General features: G+C 35.5%; 22 protein-coding genes, 2 pseudogenes and 1 riboswitch. Of the genes and pseudogenes, 17 read left to right on the forward strand and 7 right to left on the reverse strand.

Going from position 1 to position 21394, the window contains the following annotated elements; translation table 11 throughout:
• Positions 1–13 precede the first annotated feature (13 nt).
• A complete protein-coding gene (locus tag AC1Q8N_RS23390; protein ID WP_098847448.1) occupies positions 14–1444 on the reverse strand; it encodes a YfcC family protein in 1431 nt (476 codons plus the stop codon).
• Between the two features lie 200 nt (positions 1445–1644).
• Here AC1Q8N_RS23390 and rraA point away from each other — a divergent pair, with 200 nt between their 5' ends.
• The 6 genes from rraA (at position 1645) to AC1Q8N_RS23420 (ending at position 8299) form a co-directional block, all read left to right on the forward strand.
• On the forward strand, positions 1645–2124 hold the full coding sequence (gene rraA / locus AC1Q8N_RS23395) for a ribonuclease E activity regulator RraA (RefSeq protein ID WP_098069020.1): 480 nt from the start codon (positions 1645–1647) through the stop codon (positions 2122–2124).
• Between the two features lie 338 nt (positions 2125–2462).
• Positions 2463–4217, forward strand: coding sequence for a DUF4430 domain-containing protein (locus AC1Q8N_RS23400; RefSeq protein ID WP_098847446.1), 1755 nt, complete (start codon positions 2463–2465; stop codon positions 4215–4217).
• 57 nt (positions 4218–4274) lie between these two features.
• Positions 4275–5090 (forward strand): DUF4430 domain-containing protein, encoded by an 816-nt coding sequence (locus tag AC1Q8N_RS23405; RefSeq protein WP_493521397.1) that lies wholly within the window; start codon positions 4275–4277, stop codon positions 5088–5090.
• A 22-nt stretch (positions 5091–5112) separates the two neighbouring features.
• Positions 5113–5991 carry an energy-coupling factor transporter transmembrane component T gene (locus tag AC1Q8N_RS23410; protein WP_098047986.1) on the forward strand — a complete coding sequence of 293 codons (879 nt, stop codon included), beginning with the start codon at positions 5113–5115 and terminating at the stop codon, positions 5989–5991.
• Complete coding sequence (locus tag AC1Q8N_RS23415; RefSeq protein ID WP_098633694.1) at positions 5970–7625, forward strand: ABC transporter ATP-binding protein; 1656 nt, start codon at positions 5970–5972, stop codon at positions 7623–7625. Before AC1Q8N_RS23410 ends, AC1Q8N_RS23415 begins: the two co-directional genes overlap by 22 nt.
• Positions 7598–8299 carry an ECF transporter S component gene (locus tag AC1Q8N_RS23420; RefSeq protein WP_048544603.1) on the forward strand — a complete coding sequence of 234 codons (702 nt, stop codon included), beginning with the start codon at positions 7598–7600 and terminating at the stop codon, positions 8297–8299. Before AC1Q8N_RS23415 ends, AC1Q8N_RS23420 begins: the two co-directional genes overlap by 28 nt.
• Before the next feature lie 168 nt (positions 8300–8467).
• Here the strand turns inward: AC1Q8N_RS23420 and AC1Q8N_RS23425 are convergent, their stop codons facing one another.
• The gene (locus AC1Q8N_RS23425) at positions 8468–8659 is read right to left on the reverse strand and encodes a hypothetical protein (RefSeq protein WP_000545003.1); all 192 of its coding nucleotides are present in this window, start codon (positions 8657–8659) and stop codon (positions 8468–8470) included.
• 122 nt (positions 8660–8781) lie between these two features.
• A riboswitch (SAM riboswitch) is annotated at positions 8782–8880 on the forward strand.
• A gap of 40 nt (positions 8881–8920) precedes the next feature.
• On the opposite strand from AC1Q8N_RS23425, the gene AC1Q8N_RS23430 reads away from it, so the two are divergent.
• The 6 genes and pseudogenes from AC1Q8N_RS23430 to AC1Q8N_RS23455 all read left to right on the forward strand — a co-directional run.
• Complete coding sequence (locus AC1Q8N_RS23430) at positions 8921–9238, forward strand: hypothetical protein (protein WP_002096439.1); 318 nt, start codon at positions 8921–8923, stop codon at positions 9236–9238.
• 253 nt (positions 9239–9491) lie between these two features.
• The gene (locus AC1Q8N_RS23435) at positions 9492–9881 is read left to right on the forward strand and encodes an SWIM zinc finger family protein (protein WP_098047983.1); all 390 of its coding nucleotides are present in this window, start codon (positions 9492–9494) and stop codon (positions 9879–9881) included.
• 23 nt (positions 9882–9904) lie between these two features.
• Complete coding sequence (locus tag AC1Q8N_RS23440) at positions 9905–10480, forward strand: NAD(P)H-dependent oxidoreductase (protein ID WP_098069024.1); 576 nt, start codon at positions 9905–9907, stop codon at positions 10478–10480.
• Positions 10477–10617: pseudogene (locus tag AC1Q8N_RS23445) on the forward strand (group-specific protein); the annotation flags it as partial. The gene AC1Q8N_RS23440 and the pseudogene AC1Q8N_RS23445, both read left to right, overlap by 4 nt.
• A 253-nt stretch (positions 10618–10870) precedes the next feature.
• Positions 10871–11983, forward strand: a complete 1113-nt coding sequence (locus AC1Q8N_RS23450; RefSeq protein WP_098047982.1) for an RNA-guided endonuclease TnpB family protein — start codon at positions 10871–10873, stop codon at positions 11981–11983.
• Between the two features lie 141 nt (positions 11984–12124).
• Positions 12125–12324, forward strand: a pseudogene (locus tag AC1Q8N_RS23455) (hypothetical protein); the annotation flags it as partial.
• Positions 12325–12364: 40 nt separating this feature from the next.
• Here AC1Q8N_RS23455 and AC1Q8N_RS23460 read toward each other — a convergent pair.
• Entirely contained in the window at positions 12365–13711 is a 1347-nt protein-coding gene (locus AC1Q8N_RS23460; RefSeq protein WP_098078209.1) for a short-chain fatty acid transporter, read from the reverse strand.
• Positions 13712–13973: 262 nt separating this feature from the next.
• Between AC1Q8N_RS23460 and AC1Q8N_RS23465 the strand changes: the two genes are divergently transcribed.
• Together AC1Q8N_RS23465 and AC1Q8N_RS23470 are read left to right on the forward strand one after the other, a co-directional pair.
• Positions 13974–14645 (forward strand): hypothetical protein, encoded by a 672-nt coding sequence (locus tag AC1Q8N_RS23465; RefSeq protein WP_098631502.1) that lies wholly within the window; start codon positions 13974–13976, stop codon positions 14643–14645.
• 17 nt (positions 14646–14662) lie between these two features.
• Complete coding sequence (locus tag AC1Q8N_RS23470; RefSeq protein WP_493521401.1) at positions 14663–15124, forward strand: hypothetical protein; 462 nt, start codon at positions 14663–14665, stop codon at positions 15122–15124.
• Positions 15125–15221: 97 nt separating this feature from the next.
• Here AC1Q8N_RS23470 and AC1Q8N_RS23475 read toward each other — a convergent pair whose 3' ends face one another.
• Positions 15222–15767 carry a transcriptional regulator gene (locus tag AC1Q8N_RS23475; RefSeq protein WP_098069027.1) on the reverse strand — a complete coding sequence of 182 codons (546 nt, stop codon included), beginning with the start codon at positions 15765–15767 and terminating at the stop codon, positions 15222–15224.
• 122 nt (positions 15768–15889) lie between these two features.
• Between AC1Q8N_RS23475 and AC1Q8N_RS23480 the strand changes: the two genes are divergently transcribed.
• Genes AC1Q8N_RS23480 through AC1Q8N_RS23490 form a run of 3 tightly spaced genes read left to right on the forward strand, consistent with a single transcriptional unit; the run spans position 15890 to position 17816 of the window.
• Positions 15890–16129 (forward strand): PLD nuclease N-terminal domain-containing protein, encoded by a 240-nt coding sequence (locus tag AC1Q8N_RS23480; RefSeq protein WP_000690908.1) that lies wholly within the window; start codon positions 15890–15892, stop codon positions 16127–16129.
• Entirely contained in the window at positions 16126–17031 is a 906-nt protein-coding gene (locus AC1Q8N_RS23485; RefSeq protein WP_098047980.1) for an ABC transporter ATP-binding protein, read from the forward strand. The genes AC1Q8N_RS23480 and AC1Q8N_RS23485 overlap by 4 nt, the downstream gene beginning before the upstream one ends.
• Positions 17028–17816 (forward strand): ABC transporter permease subunit, encoded by a 789-nt coding sequence (locus AC1Q8N_RS23490; RefSeq protein ID WP_048544619.1) that lies wholly within the window; start codon positions 17028–17030, stop codon positions 17814–17816. The genes AC1Q8N_RS23485 and AC1Q8N_RS23490 overlap by 4 nt, the downstream gene beginning before the upstream one ends.
• 420 nt (positions 17817–18236) lie before the next feature.
• Here AC1Q8N_RS23490 and AC1Q8N_RS23495 read toward each other — a convergent pair whose 3' ends face one another.
• From AC1Q8N_RS23495 to AC1Q8N_RS23505, 3 genes are all read right to left on the reverse strand, one after another.
• On the reverse strand, positions 18237–19496 hold the full coding sequence (locus AC1Q8N_RS23495) for a serine hydrolase domain-containing protein (protein WP_048544621.1): 1260 nt from the start codon (positions 19494–19496) through the stop codon (positions 18237–18239).
• Between the two features lie 101 nt (positions 19497–19597).
• Positions 19598–20797, reverse strand: coding sequence for an MFS transporter (locus tag AC1Q8N_RS23500; protein WP_098069028.1), 1200 nt, complete (start codon positions 20795–20797; stop codon positions 19598–19600).
• 15 nt (positions 20798–20812) lie between these two features.
• Positions 20813–21229, reverse strand: coding sequence for a MarR family winged helix-turn-helix transcriptional regulator (locus tag AC1Q8N_RS23505; RefSeq protein WP_000343678.1), 417 nt, complete (start codon positions 21227–21229; stop codon positions 20813–20815).
• Positions 21230–21394: the final 165 nt, after the last annotated feature.

Consider the following 21394-nt stretch of genomic DNA (forward strand, 5'->3'; position numbering starts at 1 on the left):
TAATATGAGTCTTTTAATACGGTCCCCACTCAATATTCACACCAACAATAAGAAAAATAAGTCCGATGATAAACCAAATGAATGCAAGTGGAGCCATGAAGCGAATCCATTTGCCGTAAGAAATGCCGCTCGCTGCGAGTACGCCCATTAAAACACCGGAAGTTGGATTGAGGCAGTTTACTACACCTTCTCCAAGCATAACAGCTTGTACTGTAACTTGACGTGTAATGTGCATGAAATCAGCTAATGGAGCTAATATCGGAATGAAAATAACAGATTCTCCTGTCCCCGATGAAATGAGGAAATGTAATGCGGCACTACTTACATACATGCCGATAACGCCAAATACAGGGCTTTGTCCTTCGAGAGACTGTGCGAGTTGGTTAACGATTGTATCAAGTAATTTGCCTTGTTCTAAGATGACTGAAATACAACGAGCCATTCCGACGATCAAAGCACCGTATATGAGATTTTGGCAGCCTGCTAGAAAAGTAGAAGCGATATCGTTCGCTTTCATACCACCTATTATTCCAGCTGTAATTGCTATGAAAATAAAAGTAGCGGTCATTTCTGCGTCCGTCCAATGGAGACGAAAAGCGCCTATTAAAAATGCAATTAACGATAAAGCCGAAACGAGTAAAATTAATTTGTGACGTATTGTCCAAGGAACTTCAGTTTTCTCTAGTTCTTTCTCACTTGAAAGAGCATTACTTGGAAACCAGTTGTCGCCGAGTAGGCTTCCTTTATTCGATTGTTTTAAGCGTTTTATATACCAATTAATATATAGAATGGTAGCCATAAAAAAAGAGATATAAATTGCCGTACGTAAACCAATTCCCGAAAACATCGGAAGTTCTGCGATTTTTTGTGAAATGCCTAAAGGTGAGGGAGATAAAATAGTAGCATTAAAACCAGCATAAGTGCCTAAATAAATAATTGCTACGCCAACGATAGCGTCCCATTTTAATGTGCGTGCCACGATGATGCCAATGGGGATAAAGCCGATAACTGAGTTAACGATAATGCCAGTCGTTCCGAGAATGGAAAAGAGTGCGGCGACAATACATATGAAAAGTAATTGCTGATTACGAAATTTGTTAATAACATGATAGATTAAACCGTCAAGAGCACCTGTTTTTTCAAGAATCGCAATAGCGCCACCCGTAAATAAAATTAAGAAGATGATCGGAGCAGCAAGTGTCATTCCTTTTTCAATAGCAGTAAAAAAAGAAACAAACCCTACTGGCGATTGTGGAACAGAATGATAACTTCCTGGTATTGTCGTCGTAACAGTCCCGTTTGTAACTCTTTTAAATTCTCCAGCAGGAACGAAATAAGTAGCTATTGCACATAGTAAAGCAATAAAAAATAGTAGTACATACGCATCAGGCATTTTAAACTTTCGTTTACTAGGTTGTTTTTTTACTTCAGTTTGTAATTGCATAAAACCCCTCCTTTTTCACCTAATTAATTTTTAATATTCTGAAATTTATCTGTGAAATAGATTATAATAAAGGTGGCTTCTTAAGGCAATAGTTTTTGTGTCCTTTTCCTGCATATATAAATTATCGCAACAATAGACAGGGAAACGAAAATAATCCAAGAATATGTTAAATAGAAAGTAAAAGGAAAAGAGGGAAAAAGATGTGGAAAACTACGGATCTATGTGATGAGTTTGAAAAAGAATTACAAATATGTCGCCAGTCTTTTCGATCTTTTGGGAAGAAAGAACAATTTCACGGGAAAATTGCAACGGTGAAAGTGAAGGATGATAATGTACTAGTGAAGGAAGGGTTGCAAACATTACCAGAAGGAACGGTATTAGTTGTTGATGGCGGAGCGTCTACGAATTGTGCGTTACTCGGTGATAATTTGGCAGCTATTGCGGAGGAAAGAAAGCTAGCAGGAATTATTGTATATGGATACGTTCGTGATTCTAGTGAACTAAAGAACATTAATATAGGTATTTTAGCGTTAGGGACAATGCCGAATAGAAGTGTAAAAGAAGGGAAAGGAGAACGAAATATTTCATTGCAATTTGGGCAAGTTGAATGGAAGCCGAATGAATATGTGTATGTGGATGAAGATGGCGTCATTATTAGTGAAAAGAGTTTGCATCGTTAATGGTTAGTAAGTTACTATTCTTAGAAAATAAATCCGATAAAGCATGGACAAAATTCTTTGTCAATAGTAAAATAATACAGAAATTTATAATTAACAGAATGTATAGGTTTATCGTTTTACGATAACTGAAATGGAAGTAAGTAGTGCCTAGAAAAGTGAATGTTATCACAATGATACGTTCATAAACAAAATTATTTTTCCTATACAAATATAGCCGCGAATGATGTGGGTAGGAGGTGTTGCACAGTTTGTTCGACACTTACAAAAAAAGAGTGTCAATTGCACGCCCTTGAAGGGTCTTTTTTTGTGTGAATAGTAGTAAGGGAGGAAATTTTGGGATGGCAATGTTGAAAAAATGGCTGCTTACGTCGTTAATGGCAGTTACACTCGTATTTGTTTCTTTTGCGAATACAGTACATATTACGTTTGCTGAAGGAAATACAGCAAAACTTGCAATTATTGGTGAATCACAAAAGGGCATTATGTTATGCCCGAAAGAAGAGCAAATTACAGATGGGGAAACAGCTTTAAGTTTGCTGCAAAAAGTCATGGGGGACAAAGTAACAGCAGAGACGATGTCGTTTGGAACGTATGTTAAAGGCATTGACGGCTTAATGGCTGGGGACACAAGCGGCTGGTTGTATGATGTAAATGATAAATCTGCAGAAGTTGGAGCAGATAGTTATAAATTAAAGTCTGGAGATGTTGTTGTCTTTCGTTTTGTTGCAGACTGGAGCAATATGAGCCAGGAAACATTACAGCAAACATTAGATAAATTTGGTACTTGTAAAACTGTAGAAGAACCAAAGACAGATGACCCAAAACCAGAAGAACCAAAAACAGATGATCCAAAAACGGATGATCCAAAACAAGAAAAACCAGAAGAACCAAAGACAGATGATCCAAAACCAGAAGAACCAAAAACAAATGATGAAAAGATAGAACAACCAAAGCAAGAGAACATTCAAGTTCCAGCAGCGAAAGTAAATGACGCGATCTCTAAGACATCTGAAAAGATGTTACAAGATGGAATTGAAAGTGATTGGGTAGCTTTAGGCCTTTCTCTTTCTGGAAAGAATGTTCCAATTGAGGCGAAATTAAATTATGTTAAGTCAGTAACTGAAAAAGTAGAAAAGCGCATTAACCGTTTTTCAGCGACAGATTTAGCTAGAACGATTATTATGATGAATGCAATGCAAGCAGACCCTACAAAGGTTGGCGAACATAATTTAGTTCAAAAATTGTATGAATCAGATAAAGTAAATTCTGTTACAGGTTATACATTTGCTTTACTTGCATTTGATACGAAGAAATATGAAGTGCCAGTGAATTCAAAATGGAATCGAGTTGCTTTAGTAGATGCGCTTTTAAACTCACAGCATACAGATGGCGGCTGGACTTACGATAGCGCAAGCAGTAAAGACAGTGCTAGTAGCGTTGATGTAACAGGTATGGTTTTATCAGCATTAGCTCCATATCAAGATCGACCAGATGTGAAGACAGCTGTAGAAAAAGCTGTTGCCTATTTATATAAAGAGCAACTAGAAAATGGCGGTTTTTCTGCTGATGGACAAGAAAACTCTAATAGTGTTGCGCAAGCAATTATTGGACTATCACTTGTGAAAGATGTAGATCAAAACCGTCTACATAAGGCAGTGCAAAATCTACTGTCATATCAACTTCAAAATGGTGAATTCAAATGGTTACCAAGTGATCAAAACGGTAGCGGAATGGCTACAGAGCAAGCGTTATTAGCACTACTTCAGTTTAAAGATCTTGAAAAATCGATTTATGACTGGTCAACTGTATCTGTTCCTGAAATCGATAAGAAACCAAATGTGGATTCAGAAAATGTTGTAGTAGAAAAAGAAGTTATTGAACAACCAGAAGAACAAAAGCAAGTACAACAAGAAACGAAAGATGACACTCTAAAAGTTGTTGTCGATAATGAACCGGTTAAAAGCAAAAAGTCAGGAAACGGTAGTACGTTACCAAAAACAGGAGCATCTTCTCATAGTGCAGCTACAGAAGTAGGTATGGGTGTATTATGTATTGCTTCTGCATATGTATTATGGAGACGTAAAGCAGCTTAACAAAAATTAGGAGCAATCATTTGCTCCTAATTTTTAATATGAAAGGTGAGAGACAACATGAGTAAGATGAAGTGGTTTATTTCTTTAATGCTTTCACTTGGGCTACTTGCTGGATGTGAAGAGGCAGCTGTAAAGCCTGAGAAGAAAGTAGAACCAAAGCAAGAAGAGGTAGCAAAACAAGAAGAGAAAAAAGATGAAGCGAAACCGGAAGAAAAACCGGAGGAAAAACAAGCTGAACAAGAGCAGAAAGAGAAACAAGAGCAAAAAGTAGAAGAGAAGCCGAAAGAAGAAAAGCCGCAGGCACAACCGGAAGTAAAGAAAGAAGAGAAAGAAGAGAAACCTCAGGAACAGCCTGCTGCTAAGCAACCAGAACAGCAAAAAGCACAAGAAGAGAAACAACAAGAGCAACCGAAAGCACCAGAAGTAAAAGAAGAAGCGAAGGTTGTGAATCAACCGAAAGAAACACCGAAGCAGGAGCAAAAAGAGGATCCGAATAAAGGTGGAAAAGACGTAACTCTTCCAACACCACCGAAACCAGTGCCACCTAATCCGCCAGAACCACCTAAACCACAAGCAAAACAAGTCACTATCTCAGTAAAAGGTGATAAAGGGTACTTATTAGGTGCGAAAAAAATGGATGTACAAGAAGGCGATACTGTTTATAAAGTATTGCAGCGTACAGGTTTAGATGTGGATGCGAGTGGATCTAAAGGCGATGTTTATGTAAAAGGGATTAATGATTTATATGAAAAAGATATTACAGCTACTAGTGGATGGAAATATCGTGTGAACGGTTCGTTTCCAAACCATAGTGCGGGTGTAGTGACAGTGAAGCCAGGAGATACAATCGAGTGGGTGTATGTATTAAAATAAGAAAGGCATTCGGTAAAGGACTATGAAAATAAGTTTTTCTTCTTTACATCCTTTTGTGAATTTTTTCTATTATATCGGGGTGATGATACTATGTATGATGTGTCTTCATCCTCTTTTTTTAATTGGAGCAATACTATTAATCGTTATAATCAATGTGATGCAAGGGAATAGCGAAAAGATAAGAAAGATGTTACCGAGCACAATCGTTTTCTTTTTTATGGTCATTTTATTTAATTCATTATTAACACATAGAGGTCGAACTACATTATTTTGGTTAGGTGATAGCCGTATTAAGCTTGAGGCGATTATGTTTGGAGTAGTAATGGGGTTATTACTAGTTGCGATTATGTTTACGTTTGCTTCGTATAATGATATTATTTCAAGTCATAAATTTTTATATTTGTTTTCTAGAATTTCACCGAAAGTGGCATTGTTAACGATGATTACAGTGAGATTTGTTCCTTTGTTTATGAGGCGATTACAGAAAATAACACTCGTTCAAAAGACAAAAGGTGTACAAGTAGATGCAGGCTCAATTGTGGAACGAGTGAAAAATGGTATGCAATTGCTGCAAGTATTATTAATTTGTTCATTAGAAGATGCGCTGCAAACAGCAGATTCTATGCAAGCCCGTGGATTTGGTGTAACGAAGCGTACGACATATATTCGGTATAGAATGGAAAGACGAGATTGGTACACGCTCAGTTATTTAAGTATTCTACTTATCATTGCTATTATATGTAGTACGTATGGCGGAGGAAAGTTAATCATTTATCCGAAAGTCGAATCTATTCTATTTCAGCAATACGATGGAATGATGTTTGGCGTATTTACGATGTTTATTAGTCTACCAATTATAATGGAAGGAAGGGAGTGGATATGGTGGCGCATGCAGAAATGAACAATTTATCATTTGTATATGCTGATGAAAACGAATATGCGTTACAGCATATTTCTCTTTCTATTCAAAAAGGAGAGTTTATTACACTTGCTGGAGGATCAGGATCCGGGAAGACGACTTTATTAAAACATTTTAAAAAAGAATTACTTCCAATTGGTAAGCGTACTGGGGATACATATTATGATGGTACTTTATTAGAAAATGTACCGGATTTGTTATCTGCCCAAGAAATTGGTATGGTATTTCAAAATCCAGAAAATCAGCTCGTAATGGATACGGTCATTCAAGAATTAGCATTTTCTTTAGAAAATATCGGGTTACCATCACAGATTATTCAAAAACGAATAGCAGAGCTTATTAGCTTCTTAGGATTTCAAGATTTATTGCATCAATCTGTTCATACGTTATCTGGCGGGCAAAAGCAGCTTGTCAATTTAGCTGCGGTATTAGTTATGCAGCCGAAATTATTATTATTAGATGAACCAACGGCGCAGTTAGATCCAATTGCTGCGAAAGAGTTTTTAGGATTGTTAAAACGAATTAACGAAGAACTTGGCATTACGATCGTTTTAAGTGAACATCGTTTAGATGAGGTGGTACCACTTGCTACACGTGTTATTTGTATGAATAATGGTCAAATCGTGTATGATGGAAATCCTAAAACGGTTATAGCGAACATGTGGGAAGTTGAAAAATTCCGTCCATTTATTCCGCAAATTCCAAGATTATTTTTAGAATGGAACGTGGAAGATATTCCGTTTACAGTGCGAGAAGCGCAAATGAAACTGAATAATTTTTCAGAGATATCCTATGTGAATGAGCCAATAGCACAAAGTGAAAAGCACGAAGTTATTTTAAGTGCAGAGCATATATCTTTTCAATATGAAAAAAATAGTCCACTTATTTTACGAGATTTAACCGTATCGATTGAAAAAGGAAAATGGGTAGCACTCGTTGGGAAAAATGGGACAGGGAAGTCTACACTGTTAACGATTTTGGCGGGGTTACAAAAAGCGAGAAGAGGGAAAGTAAAGTGGAATGGGAAAGTGATACATAAAATTGATTCGAAAGAACGATTTAAAAGTATTGGGTATGTATCACAGCATCCGTATTATCATTTTACATTTGATACAGTGTGGGAAGAAGTGTATGAGCGTGCACGTGAATTATACGGAGAACAAGGAAAAGAAATAGCAGAACATCAGCTTAAAAAGTTTTGGCTATATGCACTTAAAGAACGCCATCCACATGATTGTAGCGGGGGAGAGCAACAACTACTTGCATTATGTACAACGTTATTAACAAAGCCAACTTTATTACTACTTGATGAACCGACAAAAGGATTAGATCCGTGGAAGAAAGAAAGAGTAGGAGAGCTATTTAGAAAACTGCAAAAAGTAGGTACAACAATTGTAATGGCAACGCATGATATTGAGTTTGCAGCGAAATACGTTGATCAATGTATGATGTTATTTGACGGAGCAGTCATTATGAATGATGCACCGAAAGAATTTTTTAGTGGAAACTTCTTTTATACAACATCTATCAATCGATTCATTCGAAAAGAATTGCCATATGCATTAACGTGGGAGGATGTGTACGAAGCGTGTCCAAACGATATGTTGCATTCATAATATGTATTTTTGCAGTTATAATAGGTACATTACTCTTTACTACACTTATCATGGATGGTTATTACATGTTAAGTAGTTTGTTTTTATTAGTCGTTATTATGTTACCTTTCTATATCCGTTTTGAAAGGAAGGTGTTTGTTTCACGTGAAATTGTTCTCGTTGCCGTGTTAGCGGCAATTGCAGCAGTTAGCCGTGTACCGTTTTCTCTTTTACCAAGTGTACAACCGACTTCTTTTGTTATTATCGTTTCTGCAATTGTGTTTGGAAGCGAAACTGGATTTATGATCGGGGCAACAGCGGCGATTGTGTCTAACATCTTTTTAGGGCAAGGTCCGTGGACGCCGTGGCAAATGTTTTCATGGGGTATGATTGGTTTTATAGCAGGCTTACTTCGTAATACGTTTTTAATGAAAAAGTTATGGGGGAGACTACTATACGGGTTCTTCGTGGGCTTTTTATTTGGCTGGATCATGAATTTCTGGGGGCTTCTCGGTTTTATACGTGAAGCAACGTGGGAAACAGTCATTTCGTATTATATCGCAAGTTTTTATTTCGATTTGAGCCATGCAATTTCAAATGTTGTGTTCTTACTATTATTTAGTACGTCTTGGATTACGATTCTTACGAGATTTAAAAAGAAATACGGCATATTAGATAAGCATAACATGGTATAGAAAAGCATACTCATATAAGGTAGGGTCGCGACTTACATATTCGTTTGCCTCTTTCATGCTTCTTACATATTGTAAGGAGCATTTTTCTGTATATTTTTTAATTATAACGGTAATAATTATGAAGTATGCCATTTGAAAAAACTTCCCACCTTATGATGGGAAGTTTTTTCAATCTTGTTCTAAAATATGAACCGTGTAATCACAACGTTGAATAGCTTGTTCGATCGCATAAAGTGATTGTTCAATACGAGCGCGATTAAAATCTTTTTCAACAGTCTGTAGCGCTTCTTCTAAACAATGTTTTGCTTCTTGTAATGATTGAAAAGAATTTTGGACATATCCGCGAGCATTTTCGTGCATTTCATAATCCTCCTTGCATATTCATATATGTATAGTATGAACAGTAAGGAACAAAATATAATTTGTTATATTTGTTTGACAATTAGAATGAAATTACGTATAGTAAGAATTAAGTGAATATTTTCTTATCCAGAGAGGTGGAGGGACTGGCCCGATGAAACCCAGCAACCGCGATGCAGGTGCTAATTCCAGCAGAACATATTTGTTCTGGGAGATAAGACGAAGATATATACGTAACTTCTTCTTATCGGAGAGGTTTTTTTGTTGCAAAAAAACCGATTACGAAAATTTATATTAAGAAGAAAGGGGTTGCGAAGTACTGTGACACTCGAAAAATACGTAAAACTGCGTAGTACAGTTTATGAATATATGATAGAGCAAGATAAGCCAATATCATTGTTAGATATTCAAGAACATATCGTTTCGCATCATGAAGGAAAATTCACGAAAAAGATGTTACATCAATTTTATTTATCAAGACTATTAGATGAACTGAAACTGGATGGGAAAATTACATTAGCTGATGAATATCTCTATACTGAAAAAGGGGTATTTTATAAGGCGGGAAAAGGGAGCTAAGCTCTCTTTTTTTGAAGTATGTAGAGTAAAAGACTGCTTAAGCAGCCTGATACAAGGGAATGGTGTTGAGTGTGTAGTGTCAAAGATTGAATGTGCCTGAAAGAGGCACTTCATATCGGCTGCAAATGAAAAGAGACACCTCCGCCGAATAGGTGTCAGTCGTTTTGTCATATAGACTTGCTATTTGACAGTTATTAGAATAACATGCAGGGGTTGTGGAAGTCAAAAGGGAATTAAAGGAAGAGGTGTTGTTATGTACGCTTATTTATTACAGGATATAACGAAATGGATTCCGAAATACATTGTAGATAGAGGATACGAATATTATGAAGATGGACATGTAGAAGATGTTGAAATACACGATAAGAAAATATTTGCTTTCGTTACTGGAAATGCAGGAAATTATGAAGTAATTATTGACCTTGAAGATTTTACAGAAAGTAGCTGCGAGTGTCCTTATGAGAATCTTTGCAAGCATATGGCGGCAGTTGTTTATGATATTCAAGGTGCTGGTGAAAGTACGGTAAAAGAGAAACTGAAAGATTTAGAAAAGGAAGAGTTACTTACAGTATTAAATCGTTTATTACAAAGTTCGAAAAACGTACAAATTGTAGAGAAGATGTTAAAGAAGGGGAAACTTTAACTTATAGAGGGAGTTGTTTTGTAGTGAATGTACTAATTGTATACGCTCATCCTAGTCCTTCCAGTTTTAATGCGGGGATATTAAAGCATGTGCAAAAAGGATTACAAGAAACTAATCATTCGGTTACGGTACTTGATTTATATAAGGAGCAATTTGATCCAGTCCTTGTATTTAATGAAGAGAAGAAAAGACGTGATTTAGTAAATGAAGAAGAAACAGCTCGGTACAGAACGTTAGTGGAAGAAGCAGATACTCTTCTCTTTATATATCCAGTATGGTGGTGGGGGATGCCTGCTATTTTAAAAGGATTTATTGATCGTATTTTTGTAGCTGGATTTGCTTATAAATATGAAGGGGCCCTGCCGAAAGGGTTATTGAAAGGTAAGAAGGCATGGGTAATTAATACATTAGACTCACCGTTATGGTATGTCGCGCTACTATATAGATCAGCGGATTGGATTATGATGAAGAGAGGTGTGTTACGTTTTTGCGGCATTCGCCATATAAAACGATCAGTTTTTCAATCTGTGAAAACGAGTAAAGTAGAGAAGCGGGAAAAGTGGTTATTACAAATAGAAGAAAAGGCTCGTACATTATGAGTGAAATCGAACGTATAATAAAGTGTTGCAATTATGATAATGAACTTTTTCGTACATATATTAATTGTTTAATCCAATTGAAGAAATGTAGTGAAACGTTTCTTCAAATTCAAATACAATTAAGAAATGATTATTTAACATATTATCCGAAAGAAGTCTCTTTCCTCAGGCATGTGAAAGACGATAGTCTAGCGGCAGGTGGGAGATGAATTTCGGTTTGGCGTAGCCAAACATTTGGTTTTCCTATTTATTTCACCTCTGATATAATCAGTCTTATAAGAGGGGGATTTTGGTATAACAATGAAAGTAGATAATAATCTTGTAGTGTTCAGGTTGTGTGATCACCATCATAGCTTATGGGAAATGAAGCAGAAAATGAGGTGAGTGGATATGGCAAAGTATAATAAGGCGTACAAATTTCGTCTGTATCCAACAGAAGAACAAGCACATCTCATACGTAAAACGTTCGGATGTGTACGCTTTGTGTATAACAAAATGCTGGCTGAACGAAAAGAAGTATATGAAAAGTATAAAGAGAACCAGGAAGAACTGAAGAAACAAAAATTCCCTACTCCTGCGAAATACAAAGTAGAGTATGAATGGCTGAAAGAAGTCGATTCTTTAGCATTGGCTAATGCGCAATTAAACTTGCAAGCTGCGTATAAGAATTTTTTTAGTGGTCAAAATGATTTTCCTACATTCAAAAGTAAAAAGAGTAGAAAATCTTATACAACGAATCGAGTAAACGGAAATATTATGTTATTTCATGGTTATATCAAATTACCGAAACTGAAAATAGTGAAACTGAAGCAACATAGGGCAATCCCGCTAAATCATATCATTAAATCGTGTACGATTTCGATGACACCTACTGGTAAATACTATGTGTCCATCTTGACTGAATATGAAAAAGAGATTGTACAAAAAGAAGTACAAAGTGTAGTTGGATTAGACTTCGCAATGGCTGAATTGTATGTGAGTAGCGAAGATGAGAAAGCCAATTATCCTCGCTTTTATCGTCAGATGTTAGACAGATTAGCAAAAGCGCAACGAGTATTATCAAGACGCATGAAAGGTTCAGAGCGCTGGAATAAACAACGCATTCGTGTAGCGAAATTGCATGAAAAGGTAACCAATCAACGTAAAAATTTCCTTCATCACAAGTCTAAAGAATTAGCTACGATTTTTGACGTTGTAGCAATCGAAGACCTACACATGAAAGGAATGTCACGAGCACTTAGATTTGGTAAAAGTGTAGCGGATAACGGTTGGCGGATGTTCACGACATTTTTAGCATATAAGCTACAAGAACAAGGAAAACAGCTTGTAAAAATAGATAAATGGTTTCCTTCTACAAAGATGTGTAGTCGTTGTGGAAATAAAAAAGAAATGCCATTATGTGAACGCACATATGCGTGTTCGTGTGGACTCACAATCAGTCGTGACTATAACGCAGCGATCAATATCAAAAAGGAAGCCATCCGCTTATTAGTGTTGGCATAAATAGTAACAAAAGAACCTTTGGAACAAGGGAGTTAGCTCGGCTGTCCTAGGGCAAATTCGTTAGCTATCAAAAGTAGCGATGAACCGAGAAGCCCCCACTCGGGGTAAGCTCGTAAGAGGTACTAAGTGGTGGGTAGTTCACTAAGAGGAATTTGTGAAAGTGAAGTGGATGAGGTAGTAAGAGGAAGTAAAGAGTATGATACATATTTTCTTCCTAAAGCATTACAGTGGAATTTCCTTAAAAACAATCCACATTTAATTGAAAAAGTATGTGAAGAATTTTTTGCATTTGAGGCGTTATGGAGTGGGAGGACGTAATAAATTGCGTGGGAAATAAGTGATTTATTATGTAAAAAAGCTAGTATAAAACTAGCTTTTCGTTTAAATAAATAAGAAGCATAGACTAATGATAAATCCTGCATATAGTAAGTTAACAACGCAAAATCCCATAATATCACGAGCACCTAAACCAGCTATCGCTAATGCCGGTAATGCCCAGAATGGTTGAATCAAATTCGTCCAAGCATCGCCCCACGCAATGGCCATTGCTGTTTTTGCAGCAGGTACACCAAGTTCGGCACCAGCTGGAATCATAATTGGTGCTTGCACAGCCCATTGACCGCCACCAGATGGAACAAAAATATTAACGATGCCAGCACTTAAAAAAGTAAAGAGTGGGAAAGTCGTTTCGTTTGACATGCTAATAAAGAAATTCGAAATAGCTCCTCCAAGTGAAAGTCCGTCACTATTTGCTCCAATCATCATTCCCATAATTCCAGCATAAAACGGAAATTGAAGTAAAATACCAGAAGCACTTTTCGTAGAGTCCGAAAAAGCGCGAATATATTGAATCGGAGTACGGTGGAAAATAAGTCCAGCAATTAATAACATAAAAATCACGATATCGAGAGTAAGGTTAAAGCCTTTCGTATAAAAGTAATTGAAAATATAAATGAGACCTAACAATCCAACACAAAGTGTAATAATGATGCTATTTTCCATTTTTTCAGCGAACGTATTGTTCCCTACTTCTTGAGCGGCAGCTTCTTCATGAAATACGCTAGGATCTACCGTTATCGTATGTTTTTCATCTGGATGCATCGCTTTATTAATGAGAGGCATCGTAACGAGAAAAATAATAACTGGAACGAGAGCGTATGGTGAGAATAATGTTTCTGTTATTGGAATCGCTTCTTTTATACTTCCCGCTGTCGTTTTAATTAACGTTTCGCCGCCAGTTGCTAACGTAAGAGGAATAGAAGCAGAAAGCCCCGCATGCCAAATGAGAAATCCAGAGTAAGAAGAAGCAATTGCTAGTCTATAATCTAATCCTTCAAGCTGCCTTGCCACTTCTTTTGCATATAAAACAGATACAACAATACCAAATCCCCAGTTTATGTATGCTCCTAGTAAACTTACGATTGAAATGGCAATAATACCTTGTCCATTCGTTTTCGGTAGTTTTGCCGCTTTCGTTAATCCTTTTTTAATGAGAGGCGCGTTTGCTAAAGCAGATCCTGTCACGAGTACAAGTGCCATTTGCATAGAAAAGGCGAGTAGTCCCCAAATGCCATTACCCCAGTGATTAATCATTTCCACAGGTGTTTGGTGCGTTGCAAACATGCCGAAGAAGATAACAAAAACAGTTAATAAACATGATAAAATAAACGGTTCGGGCAAGAAACGTTGCACTAAGGCAACGCAACCATTTGTAAAAGAACGAAACAAAATAGATCAACCTCCTTATGTATATGTATTACAATTATTCGAGGTTGTTTTTGGGATTACCTTTAATATACTGAAAAATAAGATAATTATACAAGTAGAGAAAATAAGAGCAAGATTATTGCGAATTTCTAATATAGTATATAAATGTCTAGCATTTACACCAAAAAACACAAAGGGAATTCAAAATAACTACTGATTTGAAATAATATCAGTTGTAAAATAGTGGTGAATATTCTTAATTTTGGAAAAAGGGGGTGTTGTAATGAACAAAACGAAATTGTTTATTGGATCTTCTTTAATGATTGCTATGTTAAGCACATCAGCTTTTCCAGCTTCCGCGGATTCCCAAGTTACAAATGATATTACACAACAACAAAAACCAATTAATTTATTATCAAACGAGGAAATTCCTGGAGTTAAAATTATTGATATTACTAGAGAACAATATGTTAAAAACGTAGCAAAGAATGAAAATATCTCATATAAAGAAGCTGATAAACTTGTTTCTGCTAGAACTGTTCAAAGTTTAAGTAAAATAAATCCTACTGCAGCAGCTAGTAGTAATGTTATTTGGAGACAAGCTTCTTGGACACAAACTTATTCTGGAAATTCTAGTTTTAAAGCTGATTTAGAAGGTAGTTTTGAAATTTATTCTTCTGGATCTTTTAGACAAATTAATAGCTCTACTGTTGGTTCTTCTCTTTCTGCGGGTAAATATTCTGCTACATGGGCACAAAGTAATTCTTGGAAGACAACGGCATATCCAACGATTAGTGTGACATTGGGAGTAACGGGTAAATTTTTTACAACAGTTAGTAATTCAGGTGGAGTAAGTGGTGGGATTGCAGGATTTTCAGTTAGTAGTACTAGTACTACTAGTGTTACGTACGTTTCAAATGGTATGACAATTCAAAGAGAATATAGTGTTTACTAATAGGTGGTAATAAATTGATGAAAAAAAAAAGTGGAATAATCATATTGGTTTTGTTTTTTATTTTGAGTGCTTGTTCTAGTGAAAATAATAATACTTTTAAACAAGCAGATATTGAAAAGGGAATAGTGTATGAATTACTTTCTAAAAATACAAATACGAACACTGAAATATCTTATAAAATAAAAATGACGAATAATACCGATTATGTTATTGCGCAAAATAATGTTATGTTTTCATTTCCTAAATCCCCAACAAAATCTGCTCAAACAACTAATCCATTTAAAGTGTTAGCTAAAGGTAATAAATTAAATGTTAAACCTGGGGATAGTGTTGTTTTGGAAGTATCATTTTCTCCTGATTTTTATTCTGAATTTAAGAATACAGAAGTGACTAAAGCGAATTTGTATATAACGGGTTATATCGATAAATTAGCTGATGAAAATCATTTTGATTTTATTAAAAGTATTAATTTAGATTGAAAAAGTGAGCTATTTAACATGTTAGTGTTAAATAGCTCACTTTTATTTAGAAGAATGCACTAAGTTAAGTTAGACAGGCAAAATGGGGGTATGTAGTTTACGTTTCTGGAATAATTGTAATAGCGATGGTCCGAATCGAAGCCTCAATTTCGTCGTTTTTACTTTGGCTATTGTAGTATTTAATCATTAATTCGTTAAGTTCATTTTGAAACTTTCCAAAGTGTTCTTCATCTAGCTTTAATTCTACTACAGAAAAAGTAGCCTTATCTTCTTGACTGTTTTGTTCCTCTAATTTCTTAAGGTAACTTTGATATTGTGTCATAAGTGATAACTGGTAGTAGGAAATGTAGTTTAACTTTTGATCATCAGATAAGCCTTTCCATTCACTTCCTTCAATTTTTGCATCTTCTTCATTGATTGCGTAATATTTTTCAGAAACAGATTTCACCTTTTTTTCTTTAATTACATGGACGATACCAGAATCAACCATAGTTTGTAGCTGTCTATATAGTGTTGCTTGTGGTACATTTTTAATGATTTTTACCATTTCTAATGGTGTTAGCCCATCGTCCTTATTTCTCATTAACACTTGGCAAATTTTCATTCTTACAGGATGCATTAAAATTTCAACTTTATTACTCATTATATCACCTTATGTATTGTTTTTTATTCTCATTATAAATAATGAGAATAATGATTGCAATCCATCCGTTTTTATTTTATCATTATCAATAATGATAATGAGATTTGAAAGGAGTGATGACAATGAAAATACATTATGGATTGAATGATCTTAAAGACATTGATATTATGGCTTTTCTACCCATTATATTGCCAGTTATTGCAGTCGGGGCACTTTTAGTTTTCATTGCATTAATTGATTTATACCGAAATAGAAAAACAAGAAAAAATGTACTTGTATGGACGCTAATTATTATTTTTGTTAACGTATTGGGACCTATTCTGTACTTTGTTATAGGGAGAAAGGACAGTGAGAAATTATGAAATTAGAGATTAGAAATGTAACAAAATCATTTAAAGGGAAAATTGCTGTCAATACTTTCTCGATGGAACTGCAATCAGGGGAATGTGTAGGGTTAATCGGACCAAATGGAGCAGGGAAATCCACATTAATAAAAGTGATTTCGGATATTATTAATCCAGATGTTGGTGAAGTGTTATTGAATGGGATAAAAATATCAAAAATGAAAAGAGAAATTGGCTACTTACCGCAATACCCTAATTTTTTTCATTGGATGACGGCGCGAGAAACCCTTATGTTTATGGGGCAACTTTCAGGGGTGAAAAAAGAAGTGTTGTCAAAGTCTATACCAGAAATTTTGGAGAAAGTTGGATTAAGTGGAGAAGAAGGTTCAAAGGTGAGTACCTTTTCTGGAGGAATGAAACAAAGACTCGGTATTGCACAAGCATTACTGCATAAACCTTCGCTGATTGTCATGGATGAACCGGTATCCGCATTAGATCCAATCGGTAGAAGGGAAGTATTAAATCTCATTGAAGAAATAAAAAAAGATACGACTATTTTATTATCAACCCATATATTAAGTGATGCAGAAGAAATCTGTGAACGATTTGTCATGATTAAAGATGGAACAAAGATAGAAGATACAACAATTACTGAACTTTTACACCGGAATAGTGAAAATAAATTAATGATTGAAATAACAGCTAAAGATCAAAAGTGGATTGAAGTTGTAAAAAAATTACCGTATGTGAAGGACGTTGAAGTGGTTGGGCTTAAAATCAAAGTGAAGGTTGAAAGTATTGAAATAAATAAAAATATGTTATTGCAAAATGCACTCGAACATAAAGTGGACATCGTTAAATTTGAAATGAGCAACGATACTTTAGAAGAAATTTTCTTGAAATTGGTGGTGCAAAAATGAATAACTCAATTGTATTGATAAAAAAAGAATGTGTTCAAATGTTACGTGATTTTAAGATTATTTGGCTACCAATTGTTTTTATATTTTTAGGCGCAACACAACCGATAGTAACTCATTATTTGCCATCAATTTTAGAAGCGTTAGGTGGAGGACAGGGAATTACTATTGATCCGAATATGGCAGCGCAACAAGGGGGTGAAGTATTAGCGAGTACTTTGGGATCTCAGTTTGATCAGCTTGGACTTATGATTCTAGTGATTTCTATGATGGGTACTATTCAAACAGATAAAGCAAATGGTATGTTGGCTTTTATTTTAACAAGACCCGTTACTGTTACTTCATATGTAGGTGGGAAAATAGTGTCGAACTATTTAATGGTAGCGTTTAGTGTAACAATTGGATACGTTACTTCTTATCTATATGTAAATTATCTTTTTACTGCTGTTCCATTTGCACAACTAATTACTGGATTACTATTTTATCTAATTTGGGTTCTTTTTATCGTATCTTTCACAACAATGATAAGTGCTATTTTTCACAGTCAAGGTATGATTGCGTTAATTTCAATTGTTTTCCTTTTAGCCTGTAGAGTAATCGTCGGTTTGAATCCAATAATGGATCAGCTTAATCCAGCCAGTATGAGTAAGTATGCAATGGAAACGTTAGTTACGGGGGGAGTAAATTCAAACGCAATAATTACTGGATTACTAACTATAGTTTGGATTTTATTTACACTCTTCGTAACGTATTATTGGATTGCTAGTAAAAAGTTTAATGATGAATAACCGTGATGAGGGTAATGGTTTTAAGTAAAACACCCCAACAAGAAAAAGCTTCCACTACTGTGGAAGCTTTTCGAATTGAAAGTGTTGGAAGTACTACGAGAACAGTGGTGCCTTATGAATAAGGGGCAATAAAAAAATTCTGGATGCAAGAGGATTTTTTTATTGGGAATAGTAAGGATGAGGGGAGGTGCATTACATATGGGAAAAGGTAGAAGTAATAATGCTGGTAAAAAGCAACCAAATTTCGATGATTCATCTAATTTCGCTAAACAAAGTCAACCGACAGAAAAGAAGAAGAAATAAAAAAAGGAGCTCTCTTTATCAAGAGAGCTCCTTTTTTAGAGATATTGATGTTTCAACACAACAGATCGTGTGTTCAATCAAATAGTCATAAATGTAAGGTTTAAACTCCTGCTTCCACTACTGTGGAAGCTTCTCTAAATGATGTGCAATATCAATATACATATTTGAGTAAATTGAATGGATTTCATTACTTGGTGTAGCGTTAGAAGAGAAGTGGACAATGACCATATTTGCTTTCGGATCGATGTAAAGTGTTTGTCCATAACTGCCTAACACTTCGAAAGCACCTTGTTCATTGTGCGGAATCCACCATTGATTATGATAAGAAATGGAAGCTCCAGGGCCAACTGCAAGTTCACCTTCTTGGACATTTTTTATATCTTCAGTAATAGTAGAAGGGAGAATTTGTTTTCCGTTATATTCCCCGTTGTTTAATAGTAATTGCCCGAATCTAGCCATATCTCTAGCAGTTGCATTTAAACCAGCGCTAGCTTGTTCAACTTTTGTTTCATCGGTGACATAATAAGCATTTTCTTCCATACCAATTTGAGACCATATGCGCTCGCTAACATTTTCAGCTAATGATTTACCAGTGATCTTTCGAATCACCCAAGCGAGTGTTTCAGCTGATCCGTTATCGTAAGAAAAATCGGAACCAGGCGGTGCAGTTTCTTCTGCTTCTCGTAACATATCATAAATTTTCATCGGACCGTCGTAGTTTTTACCTCTAGGTAAAATATTGCTCGCTAAATATAGTTGTGCATCTTGATTTTCTAACGCTGGATGTTCGTATCCGTGAGTAGGGTATTCTACAGAAACTTGCATATCCAATAATTGCTGAAGCGAGGCATTACCGAACGGTGTATTTTTTAATTCTTTTATATATGTGTCAGCTGTTTTTTCTAAGTCAATACGATTTTCTTCAGCGAGAGATTGTATAATTGCACCGGTAAAAACCTTTGCTAATGATGCCATGCCATGAGGTTCACTCTCGTTATATCCATTGAAATATCGTTCATAAACAAGTTGTCCATTATGTACAACGACAAAAGCATCCGTTTTATTATCGTCTAAAAGTTTTTTTAGAGGAGTTGTATGTCCAAATCTACGCTCCACAGCAAAATCGTCTAAGTTTTGTGATGCGGTAGAGAAGTGGGAAACGTGATCCGGGTTATTATTTACCTCGTTAATTAAAGTGAATTCTTTCATATGTGTGTACGACCAACGTAAGTAAGGATCATCTAACCAATTTTTCTTCGTCACGTTATTTTTCGACGGGATTGTTTTATTATGTTTGAAGTATGTAAAACCGAGCCCTGTAATTACAAATATGAATGTGATTATGAGTAAGAGTAGGGGAGATTTTTTAAGTTTCATATCGGTCCCTCCTTTTTTATTTCTATTATAAGTATACGCTTCTATTAAAAGAAATACAAAATAAGGAAAGTAAACGGGGAAGTTTACTTTCCTTATTCATGTTAAGCGGAAACTTTTCCATCTGTATGCTGTTTCTTGAATTTTTGTTTTCGTCCGTGTAATCCATAATATAGAAGTAAAGTGAAGGCAACGATAATAGCTGCGATAAAATACATGTTATGGTAACTGGATTTCGCTGCGACGATACCTAAAATGAAAGAACCAAAGCCAATACCACTATCAAAGAATGAGAAGTAAGTAGCTGTCGCAGAACCACGTCGGTGGTTTGGAGCGGCAGAAATTGCAATCGTTTGGAAGCTAGGAATTAATGTCCCGTAGCCTAAACCGATTAGCATACCTGCGCCAAGGAACCAAAATGAAGTTTGTGCTTGACTTAAAATGAACATCCCAATTGTGAAAATAAGGATAGCTGGGTAAACAAGTACATTTTCACCGAAGCGATCAAAAATCTTACCTGTAAATGGACGAGAAATTACAACAACAAGTGCGTATAAAATAAAGAAGTAACTTGCAATGTCAGCTAAACCGAGCTCTTTTGCATAAATAGGAATAAAGGATAAAATGCCACTATAAGAAAAGGCTAAAACAAATCCTGTAAGAGCGATCGGAATAGAAGATGGTTCAAGTAAGTCTTTCCATTTCATTTTTTCTTGTCTTTGTTTCTTTATTGGTGCTTCATGCGGAATATTTACAAGTAGTCCTAATAAAAATGCAAGTAATGAAAATACGGAACAAACGATAAATAATACAGTAAATGAAAAATGAGAAATAATTGTTAAACCTAAAAAAGGACCAATTACCATCGGCAGACTCATGAATACGCCGAAATAGGCAAGTGCTTCGCCGCGTCTATGAGCTGGCGCAACATCTGTGACAATCGTACCTGTTGCTGTCGTTGCCATACCGAACCCAATACCATGTAAGAAGCGAAGGGAAAGTAATAAAAATAAACTTTGCGCACCGAAATACATAACAGTAGCGGCTAAAAATAATGAAAGTGAAATAAATAATATTTTCTTTCTTCCTAAATCATCGAGCCATTTTCCTGTAAATGGTCGACATAAAACAGATGAAATAAGAAATACAGTTGCAACTAAACCGATTTCCTCAGGTTTTCCTTTTAGGTTGTCTATAACGTAGACAGGCAAAGTAGTCATAAGCATATAAAATGTTAAGAAGAGAAATAGACTACTAAAACAAGTTCCGAGGAAATCCTTCGTCCAAAGTTTCTCACTTTGCATCGTCATCCCTCCAATTTAATCTAAATTTTTAATAATTTGTTGTAACACTTGAAATGCTTGATGTAACTCATCTTCGTTAATATCTTCTAGCGTCTTTTCTTCAAAAGTATCAACTTCTTCTTGCCATACCGGAATCATTTTTATCGCTGTTTCTGATAAAGAAATAAGCTTTTCACGGCGATCTTTTCCTTCTGTACGAATAATCCATCCCATCGTTTCCATACGTGTTAACGTACGAGTCATCGTTGGTGATTCAACATTTAAATACTGACATAATTCTGTTTGCGTACAAGAACCAGTTTGATTGATGCGGAAAATAACAGCCCATTGCGCACTAAATAACCCAGTTGGAGATACGCGTTCATTAAATTTCTTTGTGAATTTTCGAGAAGTCTGGCTGACAATGTGAAAAAAATGTTGTTTTTCGTCCATGTATTTTGATCCTTTCAAATTAGTTACCTAGCTAACTATATACTTTTTCATTATAATTGTCTAGTAATAGACATGTTGATTTATGTAAAAAATTCGTATAGGTTTTATGTTGCGAACATATATTCTGCATGCTATTCTTTAAGTAAGTAAAGAATTTTCTTTCTA

The organism is Bacillus sp. GW823-FHT06B01 (assembly GCF_058952315.1).

Excerpts from the sequence above, each read along its gene's own strand:
- AC1Q8N_RS23470 (WP_493521401.1), top strand. The coding sequence starts at position 14,663 with ATGAAAAAAAAAAGTGGAATAATCATATTGGTTTTGTTTTTTATTTTG.
- AC1Q8N_RS23475 (WP_098069027.1), bottom strand. The coding sequence starts at position 15,767 with ATGAGTAATAAAGTTGAAATTTTAATGCATCCTGTAAGAATGAAAATT.
- AC1Q8N_RS23490 (WP_048544619.1), top strand. The coding sequence starts at position 17,028 with ATGAATAACTCAATTGTATTGATAAAAAAAGAATGTGTTCAAATGTTA.
- AC1Q8N_RS23495 (WP_048544621.1), bottom strand. The coding sequence starts at position 19,496 with ATGAAACTTAAAAAATCTCCCCTACTCTTACTCATAATCACATTCATA.
- AC1Q8N_RS23415 (WP_098633694.1), top strand. The coding sequence starts at position 5,970 with ATGGTGGCGCATGCAGAAATGAACAATTTATCATTTGTATATGCTGAT.
- AC1Q8N_RS23400 (WP_098847446.1), top strand. The coding sequence starts at position 2,463 with ATGGCAATGTTGAAAAAATGGCTGCTTACGTCGTTAATGGCAGTTACA.
- AC1Q8N_RS23435 (WP_098047983.1), top strand. The coding sequence starts at position 9,492 with ATGTACGCTTATTTATTACAGGATATAACGAAATGGATTCCGAAATAC.
- AC1Q8N_RS23500 (WP_098069028.1), bottom strand. The coding sequence starts at position 20,797 with ATGCAAAGTGAGAAACTTTGGACGAAGGATTTCCTCGGAACTTGTTTT.
- AC1Q8N_RS23405 (WP_493521397.1), top strand. The coding sequence starts at position 4,275 with ATGAGTAAGATGAAGTGGTTTATTTCTTTAATGCTTTCACTTGGGCTA.
- AC1Q8N_RS23480 (WP_000690908.1), top strand. The coding sequence starts at position 15,890 with ATGAAAATACATTATGGATTGAATGATCTTAAAGACATTGATATTATG.
- AC1Q8N_RS23390 (WP_098847448.1), bottom strand. The coding sequence starts at position 1,444 with ATGCAATTACAAACTGAAGTAAAAAAACAACCTAGTAAACGAAAGTTT.
- AC1Q8N_RS23485 (WP_098047980.1), top strand. The coding sequence starts at position 16,126 with ATGAAATTAGAGATTAGAAATGTAACAAAATCATTTAAAGGGAAAATT.
- AC1Q8N_RS23425 (WP_000545003.1), bottom strand. The coding sequence starts at position 8,659 with ATGCACGAAAATGCTCGCGGATATGTCCAAAATTCTTTTCAATCATTA.
- AC1Q8N_RS23465 (WP_098631502.1), top strand. The coding sequence starts at position 13,974 with ATGAACAAAACGAAATTGTTTATTGGATCTTCTTTAATGATTGCTATG.
- AC1Q8N_RS23505 (WP_000343678.1), bottom strand. The coding sequence starts at position 21,229 with ATGGACGAAAAACAACATTTTTTTCACATTGTCAGCCAGACTTCTCGA.
- AC1Q8N_RS23450 (WP_098047982.1), top strand. The coding sequence starts at position 10,871 with ATGGCAAAGTATAATAAGGCGTACAAATTTCGTCTGTATCCAACAGAA.
- rraA (WP_098069020.1), top strand. The coding sequence starts at position 1,645 with ATGTGGAAAACTACGGATCTATGTGATGAGTTTGAAAAAGAATTACAA.
- AC1Q8N_RS23410 (WP_098047986.1), top strand. The coding sequence starts at position 5,113 with ATGAAAATAAGTTTTTCTTCTTTACATCCTTTTGTGAATTTTTTCTAT.